The organism is Paucibacter sp. KCTC 42545, assembly GCF_001477625.1.
Lineage (GTDB): Bacteria > Pseudomonadota > Gammaproteobacteria > Burkholderiales > Burkholderiaceae_C > Paucibacter_A.
On sequence record NZ_CP013692.1, the window covers coordinates 4,232,390 to 4,256,423 of the forward strand.

Annotated in this window: 18 protein-coding genes and 4 pseudogenes; 17 read left to right on the top strand and 5 right to left on the bottom strand. The window is 62.2% G+C overall.

Features of this window, described 5'->3' with window-relative positions:
* Nucleotides 1–427 precede the first annotated feature (427 nt).
* Together istA (AT984_RS18070) and AT984_RS18075 are read left to right on the top strand one after the other, a co-directional pair.
* Complete coding sequence (gene istA, locus AT984_RS18070; protein ID WP_058722445.1) at nt 428–1,957, top strand: IS21 family transposase; 1,530 nt, start codon at nt 428–430, stop codon at nt 1,955–1,957.
* Nucleotides 1,947–2,570, top strand: a pseudogene (locus AT984_RS18075) (ATP-binding protein); the annotation flags it as partial. The gene istA (AT984_RS18070) and the pseudogene AT984_RS18075, both read left to right, overlap by 11 nt.
* 37 nt (nt 2,571–2,607) lie before the next feature.
* On the opposite strand, the gene AT984_RS18080 reads toward AT984_RS18075, so the two are convergent.
* Nucleotides 2,608–3,803, bottom strand: a protein-coding gene (locus AT984_RS18080; protein ID WP_156422099.1) for an IS3 family transposase whose coding sequence is annotated in 2 segments (ribosomal slippage) — nt 2,608–3,545 and nt 3,545–3,803 — 1,197 coding nt in all. Because the reading frame shifts where the segments join, the coding sequence is not laid out codon by codon here.
* A gap of 62 nt (nt 3,804–3,865) precedes the next feature.
* Here AT984_RS18080 and AT984_RS18090 point away from each other — a divergent pair.
* The 6 genes and pseudogenes from AT984_RS18090 to AT984_RS23075 all read left to right on the top strand — a co-directional run.
* Nucleotides 3,866–4,099, top strand: a pseudogene (locus tag AT984_RS18090) (ATP-binding protein); the annotation flags it as partial.
* 159 nt (nt 4,100–4,258) lie between these two features.
* Complete coding sequence (locus AT984_RS18095; protein ID WP_058719050.1) at nt 4,259–5,785, top strand: IS3 family transposase; 1,527 nt, start codon at nt 4,259–4,261, stop codon at nt 5,783–5,785.
* Nucleotides 5,786–7,320: 1,535 nt separating this feature from the next.
* Complete coding sequence (locus tag AT984_RS18100; RefSeq protein WP_156422100.1) at nt 7,321–7,776, top strand: hypothetical protein; 456 nt, start codon at nt 7,321–7,323, stop codon at nt 7,774–7,776.
* Between the two features lie 39 nt (nt 7,777–7,815).
* A complete protein-coding gene (gene istA, locus AT984_RS18105; protein WP_058718810.1) occupies nt 7,816–9,366 on the top strand; it encodes an IS21 family transposase in 1,551 nt (516 codons plus the stop codon).
* Nucleotides 9,367–9,389: 23 nt separating this feature from the next.
* Nucleotides 9,390–10,052 (top strand): annotated as a pseudogene (gene istB / locus AT984_RS18110) (IS21-like element helper ATPase IstB); the annotation flags it as partial.
* A gap of 571 nt (nt 10,053–10,623) precedes the next feature.
* Nucleotides 10,624–10,806: a hypothetical protein gene (locus AT984_RS23075; protein WP_156422101.1), complete on the top strand. Its 183-nt coding sequence runs from the start codon at nt 10,624–10,626 to the stop codon at nt 10,804–10,806.
* A 315-nt stretch (nt 10,807–11,121) separates the two neighbouring features.
* Here the strand turns inward: AT984_RS23075 and AT984_RS18115 are convergent, their stop codons facing one another.
* Together AT984_RS18115 and AT984_RS18120 are read right to left on the bottom strand one after the other, a co-directional pair.
* Nucleotides 11,122–11,973 carry a DUF3987 domain-containing protein gene (locus AT984_RS18115; protein ID WP_082680154.1) on the bottom strand — a complete coding sequence of 284 codons (852 nt, stop codon included), beginning with the start codon at nt 11,971–11,973 and terminating at the stop codon, nt 11,122–11,124.
* Between the two features lie 453 nt (nt 11,974–12,426).
* Nucleotides 12,427–13,112: pseudogene (locus tag AT984_RS18120) on the bottom strand (transposase); the annotation flags it as partial.
* Between AT984_RS18120 and AT984_RS18130 the strand changes: the two are divergent.
* The 5 genes from AT984_RS18130 to AT984_RS18150 all read left to right on the top strand — a co-directional run bounded on the left by AT984_RS18130 (nt 13,086) and on the right by AT984_RS18150 (nt 16,328).
* Nucleotides 13,086–13,712: a hypothetical protein gene (locus tag AT984_RS18130; protein ID WP_231741456.1), complete on the top strand. Its 627-nt coding sequence runs from the start codon at nt 13,086–13,088 to the stop codon at nt 13,710–13,712. The pseudogene AT984_RS18120 and the gene AT984_RS18130 sit on opposite strands and share 27 nt — an antisense overlap.
* The gene (locus AT984_RS18135; RefSeq protein WP_058721297.1) at nt 13,672–14,139 is read left to right on the top strand and encodes an ASCH domain-containing protein; all 468 of its coding nucleotides are present in this window, start codon (nt 13,672–13,674) and stop codon (nt 14,137–14,139) included. The genes AT984_RS18130 and AT984_RS18135 overlap by 41 nt, the downstream gene beginning before the upstream one ends.
* Nucleotides 14,136–14,663, top strand: a complete 528-nt coding sequence (locus AT984_RS18140; protein ID WP_058721298.1) for an AAA family ATPase — start codon at nt 14,136–14,138, stop codon at nt 14,661–14,663. Before AT984_RS18135 ends, AT984_RS18140 begins: the two co-directional genes overlap by 4 nt.
* Nucleotides 14,664–14,893: 230 nt before the next feature.
* Nucleotides 14,894–15,991, top strand: coding sequence for a phosphate ABC transporter substrate-binding protein PstS (pstS, locus tag AT984_RS18145; protein WP_082680156.1), 1,098 nt, complete (start codon nt 14,894–14,896; stop codon nt 15,989–15,991).
* A gap of 100 nt (nt 15,992–16,091) precedes the next feature.
* On the top strand, nt 16,092–16,328 hold the full coding sequence (locus AT984_RS18150) for a hypothetical protein (protein ID WP_231741457.1): 237 nt from the start codon (nt 16,092–16,094) through the stop codon (nt 16,326–16,328).
* A gap of 58 nt (nt 16,329–16,386) precedes the next feature.
* On the opposite strand, the gene AT984_RS18155 is transcribed toward AT984_RS18150, so the two are convergent.
* Entirely contained in the window at nt 16,387–16,953 is a 567-nt protein-coding gene (locus AT984_RS18155; RefSeq protein ID WP_082680157.1) for a YbhB/YbcL family Raf kinase inhibitor-like protein, read from the bottom strand.
* 283 nt (nt 16,954–17,236) lie between these two features.
* On the bottom strand, nt 17,237–18,043 hold the full coding sequence (locus AT984_RS18160; RefSeq protein WP_058721300.1) for a helix-turn-helix transcriptional regulator: 807 nt from the start codon (nt 18,041–18,043) through the stop codon (nt 17,237–17,239).
* Nucleotides 18,044–18,328: 285 nt separating this feature from the next.
* Here AT984_RS18160 and AT984_RS18165 point away from each other — a divergent pair, with 285 nt between their 5' ends.
* The 4 genes from AT984_RS18165 to AT984_RS18180 are packed head-to-tail and all read left to right on the top strand — an operon-like array spanning nt 18,329 to nt 24,031.
* Complete coding sequence (locus AT984_RS18165; protein ID WP_197418162.1) at nt 18,329–19,039, top strand: CerR family C-terminal domain-containing protein; 711 nt, start codon at nt 18,329–18,331, stop codon at nt 19,037–19,039.
* Nucleotides 19,036–20,022 carry an HlyD family secretion protein gene (locus AT984_RS18170; RefSeq protein WP_058721302.1) on the top strand — a complete coding sequence of 329 codons (987 nt, stop codon included), beginning with the start codon at nt 19,036–19,038 and terminating at the stop codon, nt 20,020–20,022. The genes AT984_RS18165 and AT984_RS18170 overlap by 4 nt, the downstream gene beginning before the upstream one ends.
* A 40-nt stretch (nt 20,023–20,062) precedes the next feature.
* On the top strand, nt 20,063–22,876 hold the full coding sequence (rbbA, locus tag AT984_RS18175; RefSeq protein ID WP_156422103.1) for a ribosome-associated ATPase/putative transporter RbbA: 2,814 nt from the start codon (nt 20,063–20,065) through the stop codon (nt 22,874–22,876).
* Nucleotides 22,877–22,891: 15 nt separating this feature from the next.
* Complete coding sequence (locus AT984_RS18180) at nt 22,892–24,031, top strand: ABC transporter permease (RefSeq protein WP_058721304.1); 1,140 nt, start codon at nt 22,892–22,894, stop codon at nt 24,029–24,031.
* Nucleotides 24,032–24,034 lie beyond the last annotated feature (3 nt).

Genomic DNA, 24,034 nt, shown 5'->3' on the forward strand with positions numbered 1-24,034 from the left:
GTTGTTGCGACTGGCCTATAGCTAGCTAATTGGGCAGTGCCGGGGGGCGTTAGGTAAGAGCCGCTGGCACTTCTTGTCCTGCTAGCTCACCTAGCAGGACGCTTTTTCTGGCCGACGCTGAATAGCGCCTGTCGAGCTTGAGACAAGCTTCAAGGCTAGAGCTGGAACTTGGTCGCCATTCCCCCCAGTACTAGAGAACCTTAAGGCCCATGGGCATACTGACACTGCAGTGGCCAGAGCGCTTGTACTACCGAGACCAGCTCCGTGCGGGACGATATGCCGCCCTCGCAGACGCAGAAGGCTTCCAGGCTGTTGGCGCCGACCGAAAACTGAGCCACTTTTAGGGGCTGTGCCGACCCAAAATTGAGCCAGGTGTTTCATCTACTCTGCTGCTTTTTTAAGCGGCGGGGTGCAAGGAGTGATCACCATGGACATGATTGGCAAGATCCGGCGTTTGCACCGCCGAGACAAGAAGTCAGTGCGCGAGATTTCGCGCATGACTGGCTTGTCCCGCAACACCGTGGCGAAGTGGCTGAATGGCCCTGCGCCGTCGACCAGCCCTAAGTACAGCAGGGCTGAGCAGGCCAATAAGTTGACGGCTTTCCACGAGACGATCAGGCAAGCCTTGAAGGCTGACGGGCATCGCCCGAAGCATGAGCGTCGCACGGGTCGAGCCTTGTTTGCAGAGATCAAGGCTGCCGGCTACGAGGGCAGCTATTCGCGCCTCACCGACTTCATCCGCGATTGGCGTCAGGGCGAAGGCCAGGCGGCATTGGTGAGTGCCTTTGTACCGCTGACGTTTGAGTTGGGCGAAGCCTTCCAGTTCGACTGGAGCGAGGAAGGTTTGGTTGTAGGCGGCATCTATTACCGCATGCAGGTCTCGCACATGAAGCTGTGCGCCAGCCGGGCGTTCTGGCTCGTGGCCTACCCGAGCCAGGGGCACGAGATGCTATTCGATGCCCATACCCGCAGCTTTGCGGCCTTGGGCGGCGTGGCCAGGCGCGGCATCTACGACAACATGAAGACGGCTGTGGACAAGGTCTTGAAGGGCAAGGGCCGGGTCGTCAACGAGCGCTTCGGGGTGATGTGCGCGCACTACTTGTTCGACCCCGACTTCTGCAATGTGGCCTCGGGCTGGGAGAAGGGAGTCGTGGAGAAGAATGTGCAGGACAGCCTCCGGCGCATTTGGATTGACGCCGCCCAGCAGCGCTTTGGCTCCTTCACCGAGCTCAATGTCTGGTTGGCGGCACGCTGCCGGGCGCTGTGGGAGGAGGTCCGACACCCGGTGCATGAGCAGTTCAGCTTGGCCGAGATGCTGGAGCATGAGCGCCTGCACCTGATGCCAATGCCTGCTGCGTTTGATGGCTATGTCGAGAAGTCCTCCAGAGTGAGCAGTACCTGCCTGGTGACGATGGCGCGCAATCGCTATTCGGTGCCTTGCGAGTGGGCAGGCCAGAGGGTCAGCGTCAGGCTGTATCCGAATCATGTCGTGGTGGTGGCGGATGACGCCGTGGTGGCCCGGCACGAACGACTGTCGGACCGTGGGCAGACCCACTACGACTGGCAGCACTATGTGCCGCTGCTGGAGCGCAAACCCGGTGCATTGAGAAATGGTGCGCCGTTCAGCGACCTGCCTGAGCCGCTGCAAAGGCTTCGCCGGGGCTTGCTGCGCGAGGAAGGCGGTGACCGCGTGATGGCGAAGGTGCTGGCCATCGTGCCGAAGGCGGGGCTGGACACCGTCTTGGTGGCGGTCGAATTGGCACTGGAGAAGCTGCCGCCGTCGGGGCGCGTCAGCGTGGAACATGTGGTCAATGTGCTGAGCCGCTTGAATGAGCCGTCAGCACCCGCGCCTGTGGACGGCGTGCTGCAGGTCTCCAAACCTGTTTGCAGCGACACCGCACAGTACGACCGCCTGCGTGACAAGCTCGGCAGCGAGGAGGTGCATCATGAAGCGTGATGTGGTGATCGAGCTCAAACAACTGCGCTTGAACGGCATGGCCGGCGCCTGGGCCGATTTGCTTGAACAAAGCGAGAGCGGCGGCGCCGGATTCGGTGCTGAACTCGGCACTGAGTCCGGGCCGCAAAATTCGCTCTGGCTGCTGGAGCATTTGCTGCAAGCCGAGGCCGCCGACCGGGCGCTACGCTCGGTCAGTCACCAGATGCATGCGGCCAAATTCCCGCTCCACCGCGACCTGGCCGGCTTCAACTTCGACGGTGCCGAGGTGGACCATCAGCTGATCCTTCAACTGACCGGGGTGAAGTTCACTGACAGCGCGCACAACGTCGTGATGGTGGGTGGACCCGGCACCGGCAAGACACATCTGGCCATCGCCATCGGCGTGGCCGGCATCACCAAGCATGGCAAACGCGTGCGCTTCTATTCGACGGTTGACTTGGTCAATGCGCTGGAGCAAGAGAAGGCGCAAGGCAAGGCCGGGCGCATCGCCACCAGCTTGTTGCGGATGGACTTGGTCATTCTTGATGAACTGGGCTACTTGCCCTTCAGCCAAGCCGGCGGGGCCTTGCTGTTCCATTTGCTGAGCAAGCTGTACGAGCACACCAGCATCCTGACCTTGCCCCTCTTCCCCGGAGTTCTTAGCAACCTTGTTACGCGGCTTTATCCTGCTGGGCCGCGTGCCAGTTTTTCTCAAACGTCATGGGGCTGACGTAGCCCAGGGTCGAGTGAATTCGACTGTGGTTGTAGAAGGTCAACCAGGCAATCACTTCATCCTTGGCCTGCCGTTTTGTGCTGAACTTCTGACCGTGTAGCCGGCCCACTTTCAGTCGCCCCCACAGGCTCTCCGTCGGCGCATTGTCCCAGCAATCACCCTTGCCGCTCATCGATGAGCGCATGCCGAATTTCTTCAAGTCGCCTTGAAATTCTCGGCTGCAATACTGGCTTCCGCGGTCGCTGTGGAAAATCAGCCCAGGCGCCGGTCGACGCCGAAACCAGGCCATGCGCAGGGCGTCCGTGATCAGGCTGGTTTGCATATGGTCCTGCATGCTCCAGCCCACCACTTGCCGGCTGTGCAGGTCGACGACCGCCGCCAGATAGAGCCAGCCTTCAGCCGTCTCGATGTAGGTGATGTCACTGGTCCACTTCTGATTCGGAGCCTGCGCCTTAAAGTCCCGCCGCAGCAGATTTGGCGCCACCGGCAGGCTGTGCTTGCTGTCCGTGGTCACAACAAATTTGCGCTGGCCGCGCGCACGAATCCCGTGACGCTGCATCAACTTGCGCACCCGTTCCTTGCCCACTCGATGTCCACGCGCAACCAGCTCCTTGGCCATGCGAGGCCAGCCGTACTCCTGACCCACTTCGCCATGGACTGCGCGGATGTGGGTCAGCACCGCTTCATCGCTCAAACGCGGCGTGGCGTCCTTGCTGGGCCTTCTGGCGGCCTTGGCCTTCTGGTGTTCGAAATAGCCGCTCACGCTCACATCCAGGACCTTGCAGCTCAGGCTAACCGGCCACTGAGTCTTCATTTCTTGAATCCAGGCGTACCTTGCAGAAGATCCTGCGCAAAGTACGCCGCCGCTTTTTTTGCGATGTCTCGCTCCATCGTCATCCGAGCCAATTCGGCCCTCAAGCGCGCTAACTCCATCTGCTCAGGCGTCACAGGCTTGTCGCCGGCTCCGCTCAACTTCCCGTCCTCGCTGAGCCGTACCCAGTTGCTCAGACTGGCCTTGGGTATGCCCAAAATCTGCGCCGTCACCGCGGCCGACTGCCCGCCCTTGACCAGGCGAACCGCCTCCATCTTGAACTCCAGCGTGTACTTGCCACGCACCTGCTTTTGCTGACTCATTTCATCGTTCCTCGCTCTGATTTCATCACGAGCTAAGAACTCCGTTTTTTGGGGACAAGGTCATCCTGATCACGACCAACCTGGACTTCGCCGAATGGTCCAGCGTGTTCGGCGACGCGAAGATGACCAGAGCGCTACTGGACCGACTCACGCACCACTGCCACATCGTCGAAACCGGCAATGAAAGCTACCGACTGCTGCACAGCTCAGCGGTGGCGAAGACGCGCATCAAGGCCAGGGAGCAGGCCCGCAAAAGCGGCAAGACGGAGCCGCCGGAAGAGGCCAAAACGGACTGATTCAAAACCAGCTTCAGCACAGGAAGGAGGTCAAGCAAGAGTCACGAGACCTACACTTATCCACAGCCCGGCTTCAAAAGCCGGCACGTTTGCCTGGCTCAATATTCAGTCGGCACGGTGGGGATGCGGACGATTTCTTGGACTACCTGGAGGTAGTTCATGTACACATACGAGGATCGGCTTCGAGCAGTGCAGCTGTACATCAAGCTGGGCAAGCGAGTCGGCTTGACCATTCGGCAGCTGGGATATCCGACGAAGAACGCGCTCAAGACCTGGTACCGCGAGTACGAACAGAGCCAAGACCTACGCGCCGGCTACAACAGGACTGCAAAGTTTTCTCAGGGGGATAGGCTGCTCGCTGTCGAGCATTACCTTGAGCACGGCCGGTGCATCGCTGTGACCGTCAAGGCTCTGGGCTATCCCTGCCGGTCATTGCTACACGCGTGGCTGCAAGAGCTTCACCCCCAGCCAACGCGCGTCGTCGGTCGAATGCAGGAACTGGCGCCGGAAGCCAAGCAGTCTGCAGTGATTGCCTTGTGCACGCGCCCGGCCAGCGCGCAGGCAGTCGCCGACGAGGTCGGCGTGTCGCGGGGCTCGCTGTACAAGTGGAAGAATCAATTACTCGGCCATGACGCACCCGCATCCATGAAGCTCAAGCAACGCGCCCTTGATAGCCCAGACCGGGCAGACTTGGCACAACAGCTCGAAACGCTGCAACACGACATTCGCCGGCTGCAGCTCGAGAAGGACGTGCTGAAGAAGGCGAATGAGTTCTTAAAAAAAGAGCTGGGCATCGATCAGCAGCGTCTGACGAACCGGGAGAAGACGCTGCTGGTTGATGCCCTGAGGTCCACCTACACGGTGACCGAACTGCTGTGCGAAGTGGACCTGCCGCGCAGTTCCTACTTCTACCATCGGGCACGGCTGGGGGTGGATGACAAGTACGCGGACGTGCGTCAGGCGATGACCAACATCTTCGAGCAGAACTATGGCTGCTACGGCTACCGGCGGCTCCACGCGTCGTTGAGCGATCAGTGCGTGCGTATCTCGGAGAAGGTCGTGCGCCGCCTGATGAAGCAGGAGTGCTTGATCGCCGCGACAAGCAAACGCCGTCGGTATGGCTCCTACATGGGCGAGATCAGTCCAGCGCCCGACAACGTGCTGAACCGAGACTTCAATGCCGGCGCGCCGAATGAGAAGTGGCTCACCGACATCACGGAGTTCCAAATTCCGGCCGGCAAGGTATATCTATCTCCGATGATTGATTGCTTCGACGGCATGGTCGTGAGTTGGTCGATCGGCACTCGGCCGAACGCGGAGTTGGTCAATACGATGCTGGACGCTGCGATCGAGAAGGTCGCAGCAAGTGGCGAAAAGCCGGTGGTGCATTCCGATCGGGGCGGCCACTATCGATGGCCAGGCTGGCTAGCTCGAATCTCTGAAGCCAAGCTGGTCCGCTCGATGTCACGCAAGGGATGCTCGCCGGACAACGCGGCATGCGAGGGCTTCTTCGGTCGGCTCAAGACCGAGATGTTCTTCGCTCGCAACTGGCTCTCGACAAGCATCGAGGAGTTCATTGCTGCGTTGGATGCATACATTCGCTGGTACAACGAGGTCCGGATTAAGAGTTCACTTGGCTTTCGCAGCCCGGCGCAGCACCGTCGGCAAGTTGGCATCGCCGCATAACCAGTCCAAGTTTTTGTCCGCATCCCCGGTGGCTCAATATTCGGTCGGCGCCAACAGCCGCTTGATCAACAAATGCGATACCGCGTGAAACTGCCGAGTCAAGATCGGCAGTGGTCGCCGGCAACTCAGGGCAGGGGAGGCCATCAAGCCGCCCTTCGAGTACATGCAAGCTGCAATAATTTCGGAACAGAAACTCCGAAAGGGAATCGAATGGCTCGCTTGCCAAGAAACGCTGAAGGTGCGTTAGACCGAGCTCGGGCCGCAGTTGATTCGGCGACAGATGTAGAAGAACTGCGAGCCGCGCAAGCTACGTTGCTTCCATTGCTGGGGTTCTCCCTCGAACAGACTGCCGCAGTTGTTGGCCGTGATCGATGGTGGGTGTCGCGGGCGCGCAATCGGTTTTTGCGCGGGGAGCCGCCGCCAAAGCACGGTGGCAGAAGGGCCTCAATTACCTCTGAAGATCAGGAGATGGCTCTTGTGAAAAGGGCTGTGATGAGTGCTGACTATGTATGGGGCCGACAACGATATGACGTTCGATCGAAGCTTCGTGACCTATTGGATCGAACGTCCGACCGCCCACCCGCTGATTCGACGATTACCGACATGTTGAACCGCGTGGCTCCAAAGGTGATTCGTGGAGCGACGGGTACGCACCTCTTGCAAGGAGCCAATCACTTGGCATGGATCTGGAAACTGGAGGAGTCTCTTGCCAGGAAGCCGCGGGGCGAGTGAGGTAATTGTTGCTGCTTGATGGCTCTAACACTCCTAGAGTTGCATGAAACAGTTCGAATCGTGCCGCAGCGAAGGAGCCCTAGGGATTGTTTGCTGTGTCTCTCCTGCGGCGCAGATTGGCAACACCGCGAATGCGCTGGTTTTTTGGAATGAGTGGTCGTCCACGTTACTGAAGGGTACCTATGCAAAACCTCATCTACGTTGTTCGTAGCGGCAAGCGAGCTGGAACCGTACTTAGCCCTCACCGATATGCAGATGGCTGCTTTCGAGCCCACAAGTCGAACTCCCGAAACGATCCAGAGGGGAAGCGTGTGACGACGATCGAGGAGCTCGTTGAACTTGCCTATCAGGGTTACCACATTCGTATGAGCAACATGCCAGCGGGGCATGCGCCGTCGACGGTCAAGCCTGTGATCAGTTCAGCTTTCATGCAACCGGGGGTGTGAATCAATGCCATTCCGTCTTCCTCCTGAACTGAAAACCTATCTTGCATGGCGCTTTGAGAGCGTCCTCCCGGGTTCGTTTCGTCGTAACAAAGCTGATTTCGCTCATCACGAATAGCCCAGGAGGCACCTGGTGAGCCTTTTGGAGCCGACAGAGTCGAGCTACCTGCGGCGTTTCGGACGTTTTCAGCGGAGGCTCAGGACTACGTCAAGGCCAGGATTGCGAACCCGCTAATTGAAAGACTTGAAGAAGCTGTCGCATCCAGCGTGCGACTGCGCGAATCCATCGCCACTAGCCGCTCACTCGCCACTGCCAACGGGCTTTTTAAATCGGAGGAATCTCTCCGTCAGGTCAGCAGCATGCTGAACAACCTTGGGGGTGGCGATGATGCCGCCGCACAGGCAATCATTAACAAATTTGCCGAAGAAGTTGGGCGATGTGGCGTCAAGCTCCACAACGACCATGACGACTCAGAAGGCGGGCTAAGACTTCTCGTCCGAGCCCTGTCTTATGGCTGCGATGGAAGAATCAAGTCCAGCATCGAGGAGAACAAGGAAATCATTGAGCGGGTCCTCAAGCGCCAAAAGGAGAACTCGCTCTTCAATGAGTTGACCACTGCGTTGAAGCTTCCAATCGGAAGCATCCAGGAAGCGTCGCAGCGTCTAGCCACGTTTAAGGCTGCGTATTTCAGCCCATCCCGGCCACCCATTTCAGCGGAACGCGGACAGCGTTTCAGACGAAGGCGGACACCATTTCAGGCTGATCGCGGACAGCGTTTCAAACTGATCCCGGACACCCCTGGCGCGCGCAAGTGACCTGAGCCGTAGGCATGCTGACCGATTTTTCGGTCCGTCATGCCCACTCCCAGGATTCACATGCGCCAACTTCGACAAACCCTTCGACTTCACCTTGAATCTGGCCTGAGCATGCGCGAGTGTTCGCGCGTGCTTGGCATCGCCAAGTCGACCGTCAATAGCGTCGTTATGAAGGCCCGCGCCGCCGGTGTGGACTGGGCCGCCGCCCAGACGCTGGACGATGCCGCCTTGGAGGCTCGCTTGTACGGCCCCGCTGTGCCTCGGTCCAGCACCCAGCTTGAGCCCGACTTCGCCCTCGTCCACCAGGAACTCAAGCGCCCCGGCGTCACCTTGCAATTGCTCTGGGAGGAGTACCAGCGCGGTCTGACCGACGCCGGCTCGCAAGCCTACAAGTACACCAGCTTCTGCGTGAAGTACCGCGCCTGGGTCACCGGCCTCAAGCGCTCGATGCGCCAGGTCCACCCGGCCGGCGAGCGCCTGTTCATTGACTACGCCGGCCAGACTGTGCCCTTGGTGGACGCTGCCACCGGCGAGATCCGGCAAGCGCAGATCTTCGTGGCCGTCCTCGGCGCCTCGAACTACACCTTCGCCTGCGCCACGCCGACACAGACAGCAGCCGACTGGGTCGGCGCCATCATGGATGCGCTGGAGTTCATGGGTGGCGTGCCCCGGCTGATCGTGCCGGATCAGGCGCGCGCCCTGATCGCCCGGCCCGACCGCTACGAGGCCACGCCTAGCCGTCTGGTCGAAGAGTTCTGCGACCACTACGACGTGGCGATGCTGCCCGCGCGTCCTGCTCATCCCCGCGACAAGCCCAAGGTGGAGGTCGGCGTGCAAATCGTCGAGCGTTGGATTCTGGCGCGGCTGCGGCACCGGCGCTTCTTCACCCTGGCTGAGCTCAACGCCGCTGTCCGGGAGTTGCTGGTGGACCTGAACGCTCGGCCGTTCAAGAAGCTACCCGGCTGTCGGGCCAGCGCCTTCGCGGCCTTGGATCGGCCGCTGCTCAAACCCCTGCCGGCAGCGCGCATGCCCATCGCCCGCTTCAAGCGCGCCCGGGTCAATATTGACTATCACGTTGAACTCGATGGCCATTACTACAGCGTGCCGCACCGGCTGGTGCGCGAGCAGGTCGAGTTGCGCATCACTTCGACCACGGTGGAGATTCTGGCGGGCCAGCAACGCGTGGCCGTGCACGCCTACAGCGTCCGGCGCGGGGCGCACACGACGGCGCCCGAGCACATGCCGGCCTCCCACCGGGCGCACCGAGAGTGGACCCCAGCCAAGCTCATCGCTTGGGGTGAGCACATCGGCGTGGCCACAGCCGCCGTGGTGCGCTGGCAGATGGAACACCGGCCGCACCCCGAGCAAGGCTACCGCTCCTGCCTCGGCCTGCAAAGCCTGGCGCGCCAGTTCGGCCACGAGCGGCTGGAAGCGGCCTGCGTTCGCGCCATGTCGATTCGCTCGCCGACCTACCAAAGCGTCAAGTCGATCCTGGCCACCGGCTTGGACCGGCAAGCCGCGCCGGCCCAAGCCACGCAGGCCGCACTCCCGCTGCATGACAACGTGCGCGGCCCCGATTACTACCACTGACCCCACTGAAGAAGGAGAAGCTCTTGCTCAACGAACACACCCTGGATCAACTGCGCAGCCTGCGCCTAGACGGCATGGTGCAGGCGCTTACCGATGGCGCCACCCGCACGGCAGCGGCCGAGCTGTCCTTCGAGGAGCGGCTGGCCATGCTGGTGCAACGCGAGGTCGATTGGCGCGACGGCAAACGCCTGGCCCGGCTGCTCAAGGCGGCCAAGCTCAAGGTCAGCAGCGCCTGCATCGAGGACATCAACTGGCGAGGCTCGCGCGGGCTGGATCGCAGCCTCATCACCCAACTGGCGGGCTGCGACTGGCTGCGCCACGGCCACAACGTGTTGCTCACCGGGGCCACGGGTTGCGGCAAGACCTGGCTCGCATGCGCGCTGGCCCAGCAGGCGGCACGCCAGGGATTCGCGGTGTTGTACACGCGGGCGCCGAGGCTGCTGGAAGAGCTGCGGGTGGCCCACGGCGACGGCTCCTTCGGCCGGCGCCTGGCACAACTGGCGCGCATTGACCTGCTGGTCATCGATGACTTTGCGATTGCACCGGTCACGGCGGCCGACCGTAACGACCTGCTGGAGTTGCTCGACGACCGGGTCGGCAGCCGCTCGACGCTCATCACCAGTCAGCTACCCGTCTCAAACTGGCACCAATGGTTGGATGACCCGACATTGGCCGATGCGCTGCTGGCCACTAGCGACAGTGCTCTACGACCGAAGAGCCAGGACCTGGCAGTGGCGCACTGGACCGCACTTCGCGGCCTGAAGTTGGGTGCGTGGATCGACAGGCGAGACATCTTGCTGGCCCCTGGCAAGGACGCGCGGAATGCTCGACGGTGGCAAGTGTCAGGTCAACCGCTCAGCGGATGGGACCAGGATCTTGTTTCCGCGACCGAATGAAGTCGGCGTCAACCGTACGCCGGGCGATATTGTTGTCTTGCACCACGTGCAACGCGTCCGACTCGCTGCATGCGTCACGAAGGCCTGAAGGATTCGGTTGTGAGTACGACTGCTTTGTGGCGATGCGAATCTGGCAAGGAATGTCTGCAACGGGTCGCGAAGAGCCAGTCGCCTTGGCGGGAAGTAGTCGCTCGGCACCTTGTGCGACCCAACTCCGCTGAGTGACCGCTGCAGGGGCGAGAGCAGGGGCGAGAGGGTCAGGCCTTAAATCTCAAGGCCCCATCTACTCCGCGACGACGGTTTGGCAAGCCAGCGAACGGCTGCTCCAGGCACTTTGCTGACCTACTGGAGCCGAGTCCGAATGGCTGCAACCAGCCTATTGATGAAGCTCAACAAGGCACAACTACTGGCACAGTTTTTCAAACAATGCGTGGCCGAAGGGCATGTGCTTATCCGCAGGTTTAACGTGAAGGCAGCCAAGCCTGCTCGACGGCTTCATACCAAGGGGATTGGATCTCGATCCCAAAAAGACTCGAAGACTTGAAAGCAGCGTGTGCGCGCCCGAAAGCCCATGCCTCAAATCGCGTGGTCACTCCCGATGCAACCAAGCGATGGCTGGTGCCTCAACGCCAAGCCCTGATGCATCGATGCGAACTTAGCGAACATTGCGAACTTAGTTTCGTATCAAGCACTTAGGCGCGATATCTGCAATGCGAACTAATTCGCCATATGGGGTCGAACCAGCCGGTAGATAGTCGCCGGCCTGCCAGGCCCAGCCCGCGACCGCGACCGCGACCGCGACTGAATTTCAACTTGAACGGTGCCAGGCGCGCTTTCCATTAGGTGCGTGATCGCAGCGTCAACGACAGTGGCCGGCTGATGACGACCAAAGCAGTCCACCACCAAATCTCTGCGCGACGCAGAACCCTTGGCTGCTAAGAAGGCGGAGATTCGGCCTGCTGCCCATTCGACCTGAGACGGTGATGGCGAACTGTTGCCCCCCCGTCAGGACGAAGCCAACCGAATCGGTCGCATACCTAACCCAGGCCATCGCCGCGTCAATGTGCTCCTCTTCGATCTGCCAGGTGCGATCGGTCAGCGCGAACACCATCGCCAGTCTCAGGAGCATGGGTGCTCGCCTCTCCAGCAGGCTGTCGATCAAGGTGCTCCCGAGGTCTTCATTGAGCTCCCTTTGGTACAGGCTGGCATAGCGATGACGAGCCTTGTCAGTCATCGTCATCAGCACAGTCCTCCCACCGTCCTCGCTCATGGATCTCGTGAAGTCGAGGATGTCGACCACCTCTGCAGCGAGAGCCTCCACACGCGCTTGCGGCGCTCGACGAGGAAGCGCCTCGACCTGTGTACGCTCGCCCCAGACCATCAGGAATCGATTCACAAAGCCATTGAGCAAATCTCGACGCCGCACCAGTGCAAGAAGTTCGCTGGGGGTGATCGCTCCACTGAGACAAACATGAGGCTCGCTTGCGTGGACCCGAAATGTCTTGGTCGCTGGTTTGAGATCGACACCGTCCCAGCAATCACGCAGCGCAGCCGACAGCGTATTGCCACCGCGCCGACTCTGCTGCAGCACATTGGCAAACTCGGACTCGATGACCCAGAGTCGCTTGTCGGTGATCGCCGGGACTTGTTGTTGACCGACTTGGTAGCCCATACTGACGGCCATCAACGTCGACGGGTTGATGCAAGACATCCTTGGCGGCACGCTGAGCGTGTTGAACTAGGCTCATCCCTCTGCCGAGGCAGTGGATCTGTTAGCCAAGGCCTATCGCGAGGATCAGCGCTTGGAAACCATGCCCGGCAAGGCATGCGGCACTTGCGAGTTCAAGACGCCCCAGCTTCACGGGCGTCGCATAGAACTCCAAGAATCTCTCAGAGGAAGAAGCGAAGAAGAGGGATCAGGCGCTTAACGAGGGGATGTTGAAGAACAAGCGAGAAGAGCTCCTTCGACCTCAGGCAGTCCGCTTACGGTCCCGGCTCTGGATGTGGTGTTTGACGTGTTGGGGTTGGAGGGGGTTGCCAACATCGGCAGGGCCAGCGTGCCCCCTCCCTTTTCTGCATTGGCATTCGCGTCGCGCACTCGGCCTGCATAACGCAGCTTGACCCAATGTCCGAGTAAGTCGAAGAGGATCGGGGCTCCTAAGGAAATGAACAGGCCCGAGATGCCGTAGTCCACGGCGATGTCCACACACTCGTGCGTGAAGTCGTCGGCCACAGTCAGGCACTTGATACGCCGGCCATTGGCCAGGCTGTCGGAAACGAAGTCCATGCTCCACACCTCATTGACTCGGGTCGGCACGGTGAGCGGCACGCGCTCGCTGGCTGCCCGTCTGATCTTCTTGCGCTTGCGCACCGCCAACTGCGCCTGGCTGTACAACCGATAGACGCGCTTGTGATTGACGCCTGGGAACTGTGGGCGCAGCACGTCATGGATGCGGCGATAGCCGAAGCGGCGCCGCACCTGTGCGATCTCGACGATCTTGGCGCTGAGTTGCTGCGTGGCCTCATCGACCACGGGCGGGTTGCGATAGCTGTCTCTGGAGAGCCCCACCAGGCGGCACGCGCGGCGTTCGGACAGATGGTGCTGGGCAATCATCTGGGTCGCCGCGTCGCGCCTGACCTGCGGGGCTAGGGCTTTACGCCGAAGACGTCCTTGAGCGCGTGGATGTCCAGGTGGGCCTCTGCCAGCAGGCGCTTGAGCTTGGCGTTCTCGCCTTCGAGCTCGCGCAGTCGCTTGGCATCCGTGGCCTGCATGCCGCCGTACTTGGCCCGCCACTTGTAGAACGTGGCGTCGCTGAAGCCGCCTTGCCGGCACAGCTCCTTGATCGGCATGCCGGCCTCGGCCTGCTTCAGGAACCCAATGATTTGTTCCTCAGTAAACCAGATCCGAACGGCGTCTGCCCAACTGAGTATGTACGTAGATTTTTTCCACACTTCCGCTCCGACACCGCAGTACAGAAATTCTTAGTTCCAATCAAGCCGCACTATCACGACATACTCTTCCCTGACTACGCAGCAATTCAGCCCGGACTTTTCGCTCAGACAGGCAACGTTGGCAATGCCATCAAATTGGCCTACCTCTGTCACGCACCGACCAATTCAATCTGCCCAGGTGACGTGCTGCTGTTCTACAGAACAGAAGATGAGAAGGCCGTAACGTCTATCGGCGTGGTTGAGCAATTTGAAGTTTCTGCTGACGGCGCACAGATCGCCAGCTTGGTAAGTCGCCGTACCGTTTACAGCATTGACGAAATCGACGAGCTAGCCAAGAAGCCAACCAAGATCATTCTCTTTAGGCTCATCGGTCATCTTTCTGCTCCCGTCCCGTATGTAGAACTCATGCGGGAGGGCGTCGTGACAGGGCCAATTCAATCTATTCGCAAGGTTTCAGATGTCTCTTTCTCCAGAGTCCTCACCGCATCCAGGCGGTAGGGCTGTTCTGCTTTCCATCAAGCCGAAGTACGCCGACCTGATACTTGCTGGATCTAAGCGAGTCGAGTTCCGACGGTCCTGGGCTGCCCAGGATGTAGGCGTGATCGTGCTCTATTCAAGTGCCCCAGTGCAGAAACTGGTCGGCATCGTCGAAGTCGACGAAGTGATCGTCGCGTCGCCCACTTCGCTTTGGAAGGCCTGCGTCGAGAACGGGGGTGGGCTGACTAGAGAAGAGCTTCGAACGTACTTCGCTGGCAAGTCAAAGGGCGTAGCCATATTGCTCGGAAGCGTTCATTTAGCGGCAAAACAGATTGCGCCCTCGGACGTATTCGACGACTTCGTTCCCCCTCAGTCATTTAGGTACCTCACCGTCAAGGAATACCTGAAGATCCAGAGGAAAGTGGCATCGAAGAAGGGCCTCAAATGACACTGTTCGTCAGTGGGGTTCACGCGGTCGGCAAGACCTTCGTTCTTGGACCGGTGTGCAAGGCGCTCAGAGTGCGGCACGCGACTGCGAGCCAGCTCATCAAGGAGCAGCGCAACCTAGCAAACTGGACAGTTTCTCGGCAAGTTGATGACATCGAAGAAAACCAGCAGGCGCTGATAGCAGCAGTGAGCAGGCTTGCGGACGCGGAAATTCCCGTTGTCCTTGATGGTCACTTTGTACTGAGGCGAGGTGCTGGTGTTCACGAAAGAATCGGTGTGGACACCTACGTCCAACTCAAAATTGAGGGTGTTCTGCTTCTAGAAGCACCAACTGCAACAGTCGAAGAAAGACTTCGGCAGCGGGGGGACACCACATGGACATCATCGGAAATTGAGGCTTTTTCCAAAATGGAGCGCGAGCAGGCTGAGCACGTCTGTCGGCAGCTAAACCTCCCGCTTGTGCGTCTATGCACGCCGACCGAATTCGAGGTTCGAGACGCACTCACAAAGCTCCTTCGCATGTGACTCCATTGGACGCCCCGATGCCCTGCTGACCTTGTGAGACGTCGTACACAAAGGCGCGCCCAACGAAATTCACGCTTCGCCTTTGCTTGCCCAAGCTTCTGAACAATGCCCTCTGCCCAGCAGCTTTGGCCATGTTCATGACGCTGGCCGCCCCTGCGCTCACACCAGCCGACGACGACGGCCCGACGAAGGCGGCTCCTAAAATGTCAGTTTTCCCAAATTGAGTAAGCGTGAGTGTCGTGAAGTTCTTGAGTAATTCGCAGTGGGTGCCCGGGCGCCGGCGCTTTGTTGGTTTGGCCGGTGCTGCTGTGGCCCTGGGTGGAGGCTTGGGCTCGTTGGGCGCTTTGGCGCAGGCGGAGTTGCGTGGGGCGGGCGCCACGTTCCCGGCCAAGCTGTATCAGCGCTGGGGGCGGCAATATGCGCAGTCCGGCGGCCAGGTGGTGAACTACAAACCGACGGGTTCGGGGGACGGCGTTCGCCAGGCCATCGCACGCAGCGTTGACTTTGCCTGCATTGACACGCCGCTGTCGGCGCAAGAGCTGAGCGAGCGCCGTTTGGTGCAGATTCCGACTTGCGTGGGCGGCTTGGTGCCGGTGGTGCAAGGCTTTGAAAACCAGAAGCTGAAGCTGACCGGCGAGTTGCTGGCCGACATCATGTTGGGCGCCATCGAGCGCTGGAACGATCCGCGCATTGCGGCGGTGAACAAGAACCTGCCCCTGCCCAGCCGCCGCATCGTGCGGGTGGTGCGCAGCGACAAGTCCGGCAGCACCGAGAGTGTGAGCCGCTACCTGGCCCAGCAGTCGCCCCGCTTCGCCAAAGACGTGGGCATCGGCGCGCTGCCCAAGTGGCCGGGCGAGGTGGTGGCGGCAGAAGGCACGGACGGCATCGCGCAAGCGGTGAAGGCAACGCCGGGCGCGATTGGCTTCGTCAGCTCAGACCGGGTGGACGCCGATGGCTTGGCCGGCGTGCAGCTGCGCAATCGCGATGGGCAGTTTGTGTCGGCCTCCGAGGCGGGCTTCCGCGCCGCCGTGCTCAATAGCGAGTTGGCGCGCAGCGGGCAAGACACGGCCAACTTGCTGGACATGCCGGGCGCCGACGCCTGGCCGCTGACCCAGACCACCTTTGTGCTGTTGGATGCCTTGCCGGCCACCGCCGCCAGCGTGGAGCCGGCGCTGAAGTTCTGGTACTGGTGCTTCAGCCGCGGCGATAACCTGACCAAGGGCACCGGCTTTGCCCCGCTGCCCACCTCGATGCAGACCAAGCTGGCCGGGCGCTTTGCCCAGGTGCGGCCGCAAAGCGGCGATCTGCCGCGTTATCAACTGCTGTGAACCTAGGCGCTTTGGGCTTGGCCGGCTAAGCCAGCGGTGCCGGCCCAGCGCCGATGCGGCATGATGCAAGCTGCCGCTTTGCATTGATCAGGTTCAGCCCTTGAAGCCCTCACCCCTACGCCAGCTGCTGGCCCAGCGCGCCGCAGGCACCGGCGTTGCCACGCCCCCGGAGCAGGCCCAAGCCCGCGCCCTGATCGCCGCCATTGATGCCGGCGGCATTCCCCTGCATCCTGCCAAGGTGAATCAGATTGCGCGGGACCTGGGCCTGGAGGTCTCGCGGGAGGCGCCGGTGGAGGCCACCATTGCGCGCATCCGCGAGTTGCTGCTGCGGGCCTGACCTTCAGGCCGCAGCCGGCGGGGCTAGGCCTTCGTGCAGAGCCGGATCGCTCTTGCGCTTACTTGGCGGCCTTGGCCCGCCCGTACTTCGCCGTGAAGCTGGCCTTGCCCAGCGCATTGGCGTTGATCATGTAGCCGGCCAGGGCGGCGGTGGCGTCGGCGGGGATGTCGAGCTTGTCGGTCTTCAGCGCGTGCACGGTGAAGATGTAGCGGTGCGGCTTATCGCCTTGCGGCGGGCATACGCCGCCCCAGCCGGCCACGCCGTAGTCGATGCGCACATGGCTGGCGCCCTTGGGCAAGTTGGCGCCGCCCACGGCACCGGCATCGGGCGCGAGTGCGTTCACCTCGGCCGGCAGATTGATGACGGACCAATGCCACCAGCCGGAGCCGGTGGGGGCATCAGGGTCATACACCGTCACGGCGAAAGACTTGGTGCCGGCCGGCGCGCCACGCCATTGCAGGGCGGGGGATTTGTTTTCGCCATTGCAGCCGAAGCCATTGAACTCGAGTTTGGCATCCATCAGGCTGCCCGGCTTGATGTCGGGGCTGCTGAGCTGGAAGCCGGCGGCGTGAACGAGCGAAGCGGCGCCAAGCAGGGCGCTGGCGATCAAGACTTGTTGTTTCATGGCGGATGGATGATGAAGAAGCTGAAGTGGATTGACCGAGCCCGGACACAAGGCCCGGAAGGGGCTTGTGCCTGGCGAGGGCCCATTGGCGATACAAGCCGATGGGCTGAGCCCGGACACAAAGCCCGACAGGGGCTTATGCCTAACGAAGGCCCATTAGCGATACAAGCCAATGGACCGAGACACTATGGTCGCCGCCCCAGGCCCAATCCGCTAGCCCGCAGACTTCATTTGCTGTGCGGCACACCGCGAGCAGCGGCATGCAGTAAGCAGCAAGCAGGGCTCAAGGCCGCAAATGCGAGGGCGCGAAACCGAAGCGCTCGCGGAAAGCGGCCGAGAAGCGGCTGTGGGAGTCATAGCCGCAGCGCGCCGCCACCTCGGACACCTGCAGCTCGGGGTCTTGCAACAAGGCCATGGCGGTCTCCAGCCTGACTTCGCGCATGCACTGACTGAAAGAGGCCGACTCCTCCGCCAAGCGACGCTGCAGGCTGCTGGCACTCAGATGAAACGCCTGGGCCACTTCCGCCAAGGTCCAGGGCGCTTGCGGCCTTTGGGCCACCAGGCGGCGCACCCGCTCGGCCCAGCTCAACTCGCCGCCGGGCGAGAAGACCAGGCCGCGCTCTGCCAGCAGCAGCAAGACTTCAAAGGCGCGGTGCTCACGGAGTGCCGCAGACACCGAAGGCGCCAAAGACTCGACGGCGGCCTCGCCCTGCAGAGCTTTGAAGGCATGGCCGAAGGTCGCGGCAAATTCTTCATCGACCTCGGCACCGGCGCAGCCCTGCAGCGCGGGCGTGGCAGCGAACTGGCCGAAGCGCTGATGAAAACGCGCCACCAGGGCGGGGGCGAAATTGATGATGCGTGCCTCGTAACGGCCACCGGCGGGCGGCTCGTTGAGCATGTCCCACTGGGTCAGGCGGGGGATCAGAAAGACCCGGCCTGCAGCGAACTGGATCTCGCCCGCCGGCGCCATCAAGCGCTTGCGGCCCGCCATCACCCAGCCCACCAGATCGTCACGCACCGTGGCCGTGCGCACCTGATGGCGCACGGCGCTGGAGATGGTTTGGGCGGTGGCTTCGCTAAAAATTGGCATGGCGAGAAGGCTGGCGCGTCGGGCAATGGTGGGTGGGGACGGGGACTCTGACGAGGCGGGGCACAGGCAGGCTGCATTGTCACTCGCCACTTCGCGCAGCACTGGGCCAAGGGCTTCGGCGGGCGGTCTCAAGGCTTGGGCGGACCAGCGACGCTTAGGTCGCGCCGCCTGCAAGGCGCTGAAATCTCTTATCGCCAGTTGATTTGAATCAACTTATACAGTTGACTAACTTTCTACTTCACCGCGATGATGATGCATCGCAGCAAATTGAGAGCCGTGCGCGCCATGCTTACTCACAGCCAACTTGCCCCTGCCACTGCTGAAACCTCGTCGCGCGGCGATGTCGCGCGCGACAAGATGCTGCGCGCCGCGCTGGATGTGTTCGGAGAACACGGCTTTGCGGCCGCCACGACGCGCATGGTGGCACAAGCCGCGAACATGAATCTGGGGGCCATCCCCTATTACTTCGGCTCCAAGGAAGAGATGTACACGCAGGCGGCCAAGTTCCTGGCCGCGCATATCGAGCAACACCAGGCCGAGCCCCTGCTGGCCTTGCGCCAGGGCACGGCGGCGCCGCAATGCAGCCGCGGCGACTTGATCGAGCACGCGGTGCAGTTCATGCTGAGCCAGGCGCGCATGCTGCTATCAGGCCAAGTCAAAGCCAGCTGGGTGCAATTCTTCTTGCGCGCCCAAGCGGAAAATAACGCGGCATTTGAGCGCATCTTCGCCCACACCATCGAGCCGGTGCAAGCCACCTTGACCGAAGTGGTGGGCCGCATCACCGGCTGCACGCCGGACTCGGTCGAGACGCGCACCCTGACCTTTTTGATCTTTCACCAAGTGATGAGCTTGCGCCTGGCGGACACGGTCTTGCTGCGCCGGCTGAACTGGCAAGCCATCAATCCACAGCGGCTGGAAACGCTGCTGAACATCATGGGCCAGGCGCTGCGCGCGCAGCTCAGCGCCTATTCACCTTGCAGCGACGCCACACCATGAACACCAAACGTATCAGCTGGGCCGTCGGCGCCCTGGCCTTGGCTGCCGCCGCCGGCTGGGCCACTTGGCTCAATATGCACCGCGACCGCACGCCCGAAGGCCTGATGCGCGCCAACGGCCGCCTGGAAGTGGAACGCATCGAAATCGCCGCCAAATATCCCGGCCGAGTCATTGACTTGCCGGTCAAGGAAGGCGACCGTGTCGAAGCCGGCGCCTTGATCGCGCAGCAAGACAGCAGCGAGCTGCTGGCGCAATTGGATGCCATCAACGCCGCCCGCCAACGCGCCACGCAAGCCATGGCCCGCGCCAGCGCGGAGACCGATGTGCGCAAAGCGCAAGCACGCATCGCGCAGATGGAGTTGGGCCATACCCAAACCCTGCGCCAAGATGCCTTGGTGTCCAGCGCCGAGGTGGAACGCCGCGAAGCCCAGCGCGATGGTGAACGCGCCGGTGTGCAAGTGGCCACCGCCGCCATCGGCGAAGCCACCGCCGCCCGCGCCGAGGCTGACGCGCAAATCAAGCGCATCAAGGTGGCCATCGAGGACATGAGCTTGCGCGCGCCGGTGGCCGGCCGCATCGAGTACCGCGTGGTCGAGCCCGGTTCGGTCATCCCCTCGGGTGGCCGGGTGGCCACACTGCTCAACACCAGCGATGTCTATATGACCGTGTTCCTGCCCACCGCCATTGCCGGCAAGCTGCAAGTGGGCGATGAGGCCCGCATCGTGCTGGACGCGGCGCCGCAATTCGTGGTGCCGGCACAGGTGTCCTTTGTGGCCGCTGAAGCGCAGTTCACGCCCAAATATGTGGAGACCGCCAGCGAGCGCGAGAAGCTGATGTACCGCGTCAAGCTCAAGGTGCCGGTCGAGGTGGCCACGCGCTACAGCAGCTACGTCAAGGCCGGCCTGACCGGCAATGGCTTTGTGCGCGCCGACGCCAAGGCCGCCTGGCCGGCACAGTTGACGGTCAAGCTGCCGCAGCCTTGATGCGCGGATGCCCCCGCACCAAGCACCACCCCAAGCCGCCATGAATGCCGTCGAAATCACCGGCCTGTCGCACCGCTACGGCGGCAGCGCCGCTGGCGCGCGCGCTTTGCAAGCGGTCAGCCTGAGCCTGCCCGCCGGCCGCACGATTGGGCTGGTGGGGCCGGACGGCGTGGGCAAATCCACCTTGCTGAGCCTGATTGCGGGCGTGAAGACGATTCAGCAAGGGCGCGTGCACGTGCTGGGCGGCGATGTGGCCGATGCGGCCTTTCGCCAACAGTTGGCGCCGCGCGTGGCCTTCATGCCGCAGGGCTTGGGGCGGAACCTTTACCCCACGCTGTCGGTGGCGGAAAACATCGACTTCTTTGCCCGCCTCTTCGGCCAGGGCGCTGCCGAGCGCGAGGCGCGCAGCCAGCGCCTGCTGCAAGCCACCGGCCTGGCGCCCTTCAGCGACCGGCCGGCCGGCAAGCTCTCGGGTGGCATGAAGCAAAAGCTCGGCCTGTGCTGCTCACTGGTGCATGACCCGGATCTGCTGATCCTGGACGAGCCCACCACCGGCGTGGACCCGCTGTCGCGCCGGCAATTCTGGAGCCTGGTCGAAGCGCTGCGCCAGGAGCGGCCCGGCATGACCGTCATCGTCGCCACCGCGTATATGGAAGAGGCCGAGCGCTTCGATCATCTGGTGGCCATGGACGATGGCCGCGTGCTGGTGTGCGAGCCTACAGAGGCCGTGCTGCGCAAGGCGGGCGTTAGCTCGCTCGAAGCCGCCTACATCGCGCTGCTGCCGCCGGAGAAGCGGGGCAATAGCGAGCCGCTGCTGATTCCGCCGCGCCAGCACAGCGAAGGGCCGCCCGCCATCGAGGCCGACCAGCTCACGCGCCGCTTCGGCGACTTCATTGCCGTCAAGGAAGTGAGCTTTCGCATCGAGCGTGGCGAGATCTTTGGCTTTCTGGGCAGCAATGGCTGCGGCAAGACCACAACGATGAAGATGTTGACCGGCTTGCTCGACATCTCCTCCGGCCGCGCGCAGCTGCTGGGCCAGCCCATCAATGCCGGCGATATGCGTACCCGCATGCGGGTGGGCTATATGTCGCAAGCCTTCTCGCTGTATGAAGAACTCAGCGTGCGGCAGAACCTGGAGCTGCATGCCAAGCTCTATCAGTTGGAAGGTGTGGCCGCCCAGCAAGCCATCACCGAAAGCCTGCAGCGCTTTGACTTGAGCGAGCATGCCGACGCCCGGCCCGCCCAGCTGTCGCTAGGCATACGCCAGCGCCTGCAGCTGGCAGCGGCCTGCTTGCACAAGCCCGAGGTGTTGATCCTGGACGAACCCACCTCGGGCGTGGACCCCGCCGCGCGCGACCTGTTCTGGCGCCAACTGGTGCAGCTCTCGCGGGTGGATCAGGTCACCATCTTTGTCTCCACCCATTTCATGAACGAAGCGCAGCGCTGCGACCGCATCTCGCTGATGCACCGCGGCACCGTGCTGGCCGTGGGCACGCCGCAAGCGCTGTGCGAGAGCAAGTCCGCCGACACGCTGGAGAACGCCTTCATCGCTTACCTGGAAGCGGCCGATGACACGGTGCAGGCGGCGCGCACGGCGGCCAGCCAGCAGCCCGGCCAGCAAACCGAAGAACAAGGCGATATCGCAGAGGCGCCTGCAGTCGCAGCACCCGCCGCTGCTGCCACACCACGCGCCGCCTTCGGCCTGTGGGCGCTGTTCCTGCGCTGGTTCGCTGGCACTTGGGCCTTTGCCCGGCGCGAAAGCATGGAGCTGCGGCGCGACCGCATCCGCCTGACCTTCGCCCTGCTGGGCCCCATCATCTTGCTGGTGACGGCAGCGCTGGCGATTTCGTTCGACATCGAGCATGTGGCCTTCGCGGTGCTGGACCACGACCAGAGCTATGACAGCCGGCGCTTCATCGAACATTTCGAGGGCTCGCGCTATTTTGAACAACACGCGCCGCTGCGTGATGAGGCTGAGATCAACCAGCGCCTCAAGACCAAGGACGTGACGCTGGTGATCGAGATCCCGCCCGGCTTTGGGCGCGATTTGATCGGTGGCCGCCAGCCCGAGCTGGGCTTTTTCGTCGACGGCGCCCAGCCCTTCACCGCCGAGAACGTGCGCGGTTATGCGCGCGGCATCGTGCTTGAGCATGCGCTGCAATATGTGCAGGGCAAGCCCGGCGTCAGCGCCAGCAGCGTGCCCCGGCTGCCCGCCAGCCTGCAGCCGCGCTTCACCTACAACCAAGAATTCCGCAGCATCTACGCCTTCACGCCGGGGCTGATCATGCTGGCCCTGATCATCATCCCGACCATGCTCACCGCCCTGGGCGTGGTGCGTGAAAAAGAGATGGGCTCCATCATCAACCTCTACGCCTCGCCCGCCAGCGTGGGGCAGTTCCTGGTCGGCAAGCAGCTGCCCTATGTGGGCCTGGCCATGCTGAGCTATCTGACCCTGGTGTTCCTCAGCGTGACCCTGCTGGGCGTGCCGCTGAAGGGCAGCTTTGTGGCGCTGACCCTGGGCGCGCTGTGCTTTGTGTTCGCGGCCACGGCGCTAGGCTTGCTGGTCTCGGCCTTCTTCAAATCGCAGGTGGGGGCCACCTTTGCCACGGCCATCATCTGCTTGATTCCGTCGATCAATTTCTCCGGCCTGCTCTACCCGGTGTCCACCCTGACGGGCACGGCGCTGTGGGTGGGCCTGGGCTTCCCTTCATCGTGGTTCCAGCTGATCAGCTTGGGGGCCTTCACCAAGGGCTTGGGCCTCAGCAGCTTTGGGCCCATGTATGCGGCGCTGATCGGTTTTGGCCTGCTGTACTTGCTGACAGCGCGTGCGGCAGTGCGCAAGCAAGAAGCCTGAAGGCTAGGGTCCGATATGAAGCAATGGCTCCTCAACGTCGCCCGCCTGTCGGTGAAAGAACTGCGCAGCCTGTTCGGCGATGTGCCGCTGATGGCCTTGATCATCTTCGCCTTCTCGGTCGCCATCTACAGCACGGCCAAGGGGGTGAAGGCCGAGGTGGCGAATGCCTCGGTGGCGGTGATCGACGGTGACCATTCAGCCCTGTCGCGCCGCCTGCGCGATGCGATTCAGCCGCCTTTCTTCAAGCCACCGGTGGACATCGACCGCAACGAGGTGGACCGGGCGCTGGACCGGGGCGACTACATCTTCATCCTCGACATCCCGCCGCACTTCGAAGCCGATGTGCTGGCCGGCCGCGCGCCCGCCATTGCCTTGCAGGTGGACGCCACCGCGATGACGCAAGCCGGCCTGGGCGTGGTCTATCTCAACGAAATCGTGCTGCGCGAGTTGCTGGACTTTTTGCATGCGCGCGGCCTGGAAGCGCAGCTGCCAACTCGCTCGGTCACCCGCGTGCTGTTCAACCCGAATAACCAGGGCCATTGGTTCACCGGCGTGATGCAGATCGTCACCAACGTCACGGTGCTGGCCATCATTCTGGTGGGCGCGGCGGTGATCCGCGAGCGCGAGCACGGCACCATCGAGCATTTGCTGGTGATGCCGGTGCGGCCGAGCGAGATCGCCATGGCCAAGATCGTCGCCAACGGCGGCGTGATCTTGCTGGCGGTGATGCTGTCGCTGTGGTTCGTGGTGCATTTGGTGCTGGCGGTGCCGCTGGCCGAGCCGTTGTTGCAATCGCTGGGCTTGTTCTTCCTGGGCACGGGCCTCTATCTGTTTGCCGTCACGGCGCTGGGCATCTTGCTGGCCACACTGGCTTCATCCATGCCGCAGTTCGGTTTGCTGGCGGCGCCGGTGTATGTGGTGCTTTACCTGCTGTCGGGCGCGGCCACGCCGGTGGAAAGCATGCCGCAGCAGATCCAGAGCCTGGTGCAGTTTTCGCCCACCACCCAGTTCGTGAAATACACGCAGGCCGTCATCTACCGCGGCGCCGGGCTGGAGATTGTGTGGCCGCAGCTGCTGGCCATCGCGGCCGCCGGCGCCTTGTTCTTGTTCATTGCCTTGACGCGTTTTCGATCCATGCTGGCCAAGCAGGGCTAAGCC

What these genes read in the sequence shown, in the direction of transcription:
- AT984_RS23075 (WP_156422101.1), top strand. Translation starts at nt 10,624, where the DNA reads ATGGCTGCAACCAGCCTATTGATGAAGCTCAACAAGGCACAACTACTG.
- AT984_RS18170 (WP_058721302.1), top strand. Translation starts at nt 19,036, where the DNA reads ATGAACACCAAACGTATCAGCTGGGCCGTCGGCGCCCTGGCCTTGGCT.
- AT984_RS18160 (WP_058721300.1), bottom strand. Translation starts at nt 18,043, where the DNA reads ATGCCAATTTTTAGCGAAGCCACCGCCCAAACCATCTCCAGCGCCGTG.
- AT984_RS18095 (WP_058719050.1), top strand. Translation starts at nt 4,259, where the DNA reads ATGTACACATACGAGGATCGGCTTCGAGCAGTGCAGCTGTACATCAAG.
- AT984_RS18180 (WP_058721304.1), top strand. Translation starts at nt 22,892, where the DNA reads ATGAAGCAATGGCTCCTCAACGTCGCCCGCCTGTCGGTGAAAGAACTG.
- AT984_RS18135 (WP_058721297.1), top strand. Translation starts at nt 13,672, where the DNA reads ATGTCTCTTTCTCCAGAGTCCTCACCGCATCCAGGCGGTAGGGCTGTT.
- AT984_RS18140 (WP_058721298.1), top strand. Translation starts at nt 14,136, where the DNA reads ATGACACTGTTCGTCAGTGGGGTTCACGCGGTCGGCAAGACCTTCGTT.
- AT984_RS18100 (WP_156422100.1), top strand. Translation starts at nt 7,321, where the DNA reads ATGCTGAACAACCTTGGGGGTGGCGATGATGCCGCCGCACAGGCAATC.
- AT984_RS18155 (WP_082680157.1), bottom strand. Translation starts at nt 16,953, where the DNA reads ATGAAACAACAAGTCTTGATCGCCAGCGCCCTGCTTGGCGCCGCTTCG.
- AT984_RS18165 (WP_197418162.1), top strand. Translation starts at nt 18,329, where the DNA reads ATGCTTACTCACAGCCAACTTGCCCCTGCCACTGCTGAAACCTCGTCG.
- istA (WP_058718810.1), top strand. Translation starts at nt 7,816, where the DNA reads ATGCCCACTCCCAGGATTCACATGCGCCAACTTCGACAAACCCTTCGA.
- rbbA (WP_156422103.1), top strand. Translation starts at nt 20,063, where the DNA reads ATGAATGCCGTCGAAATCACCGGCCTGTCGCACCGCTACGGCGGCAGC.
- istA (WP_058722445.1), top strand. Translation starts at nt 428, where the DNA reads ATGGACATGATTGGCAAGATCCGGCGTTTGCACCGCCGAGACAAGAAG.
- AT984_RS18115 (WP_082680154.1), bottom strand. Translation starts at nt 11,973, where the DNA reads ATGTCTTGCATCAACCCGTCGACGTTGATGGCCGTCAGTATGGGCTAC.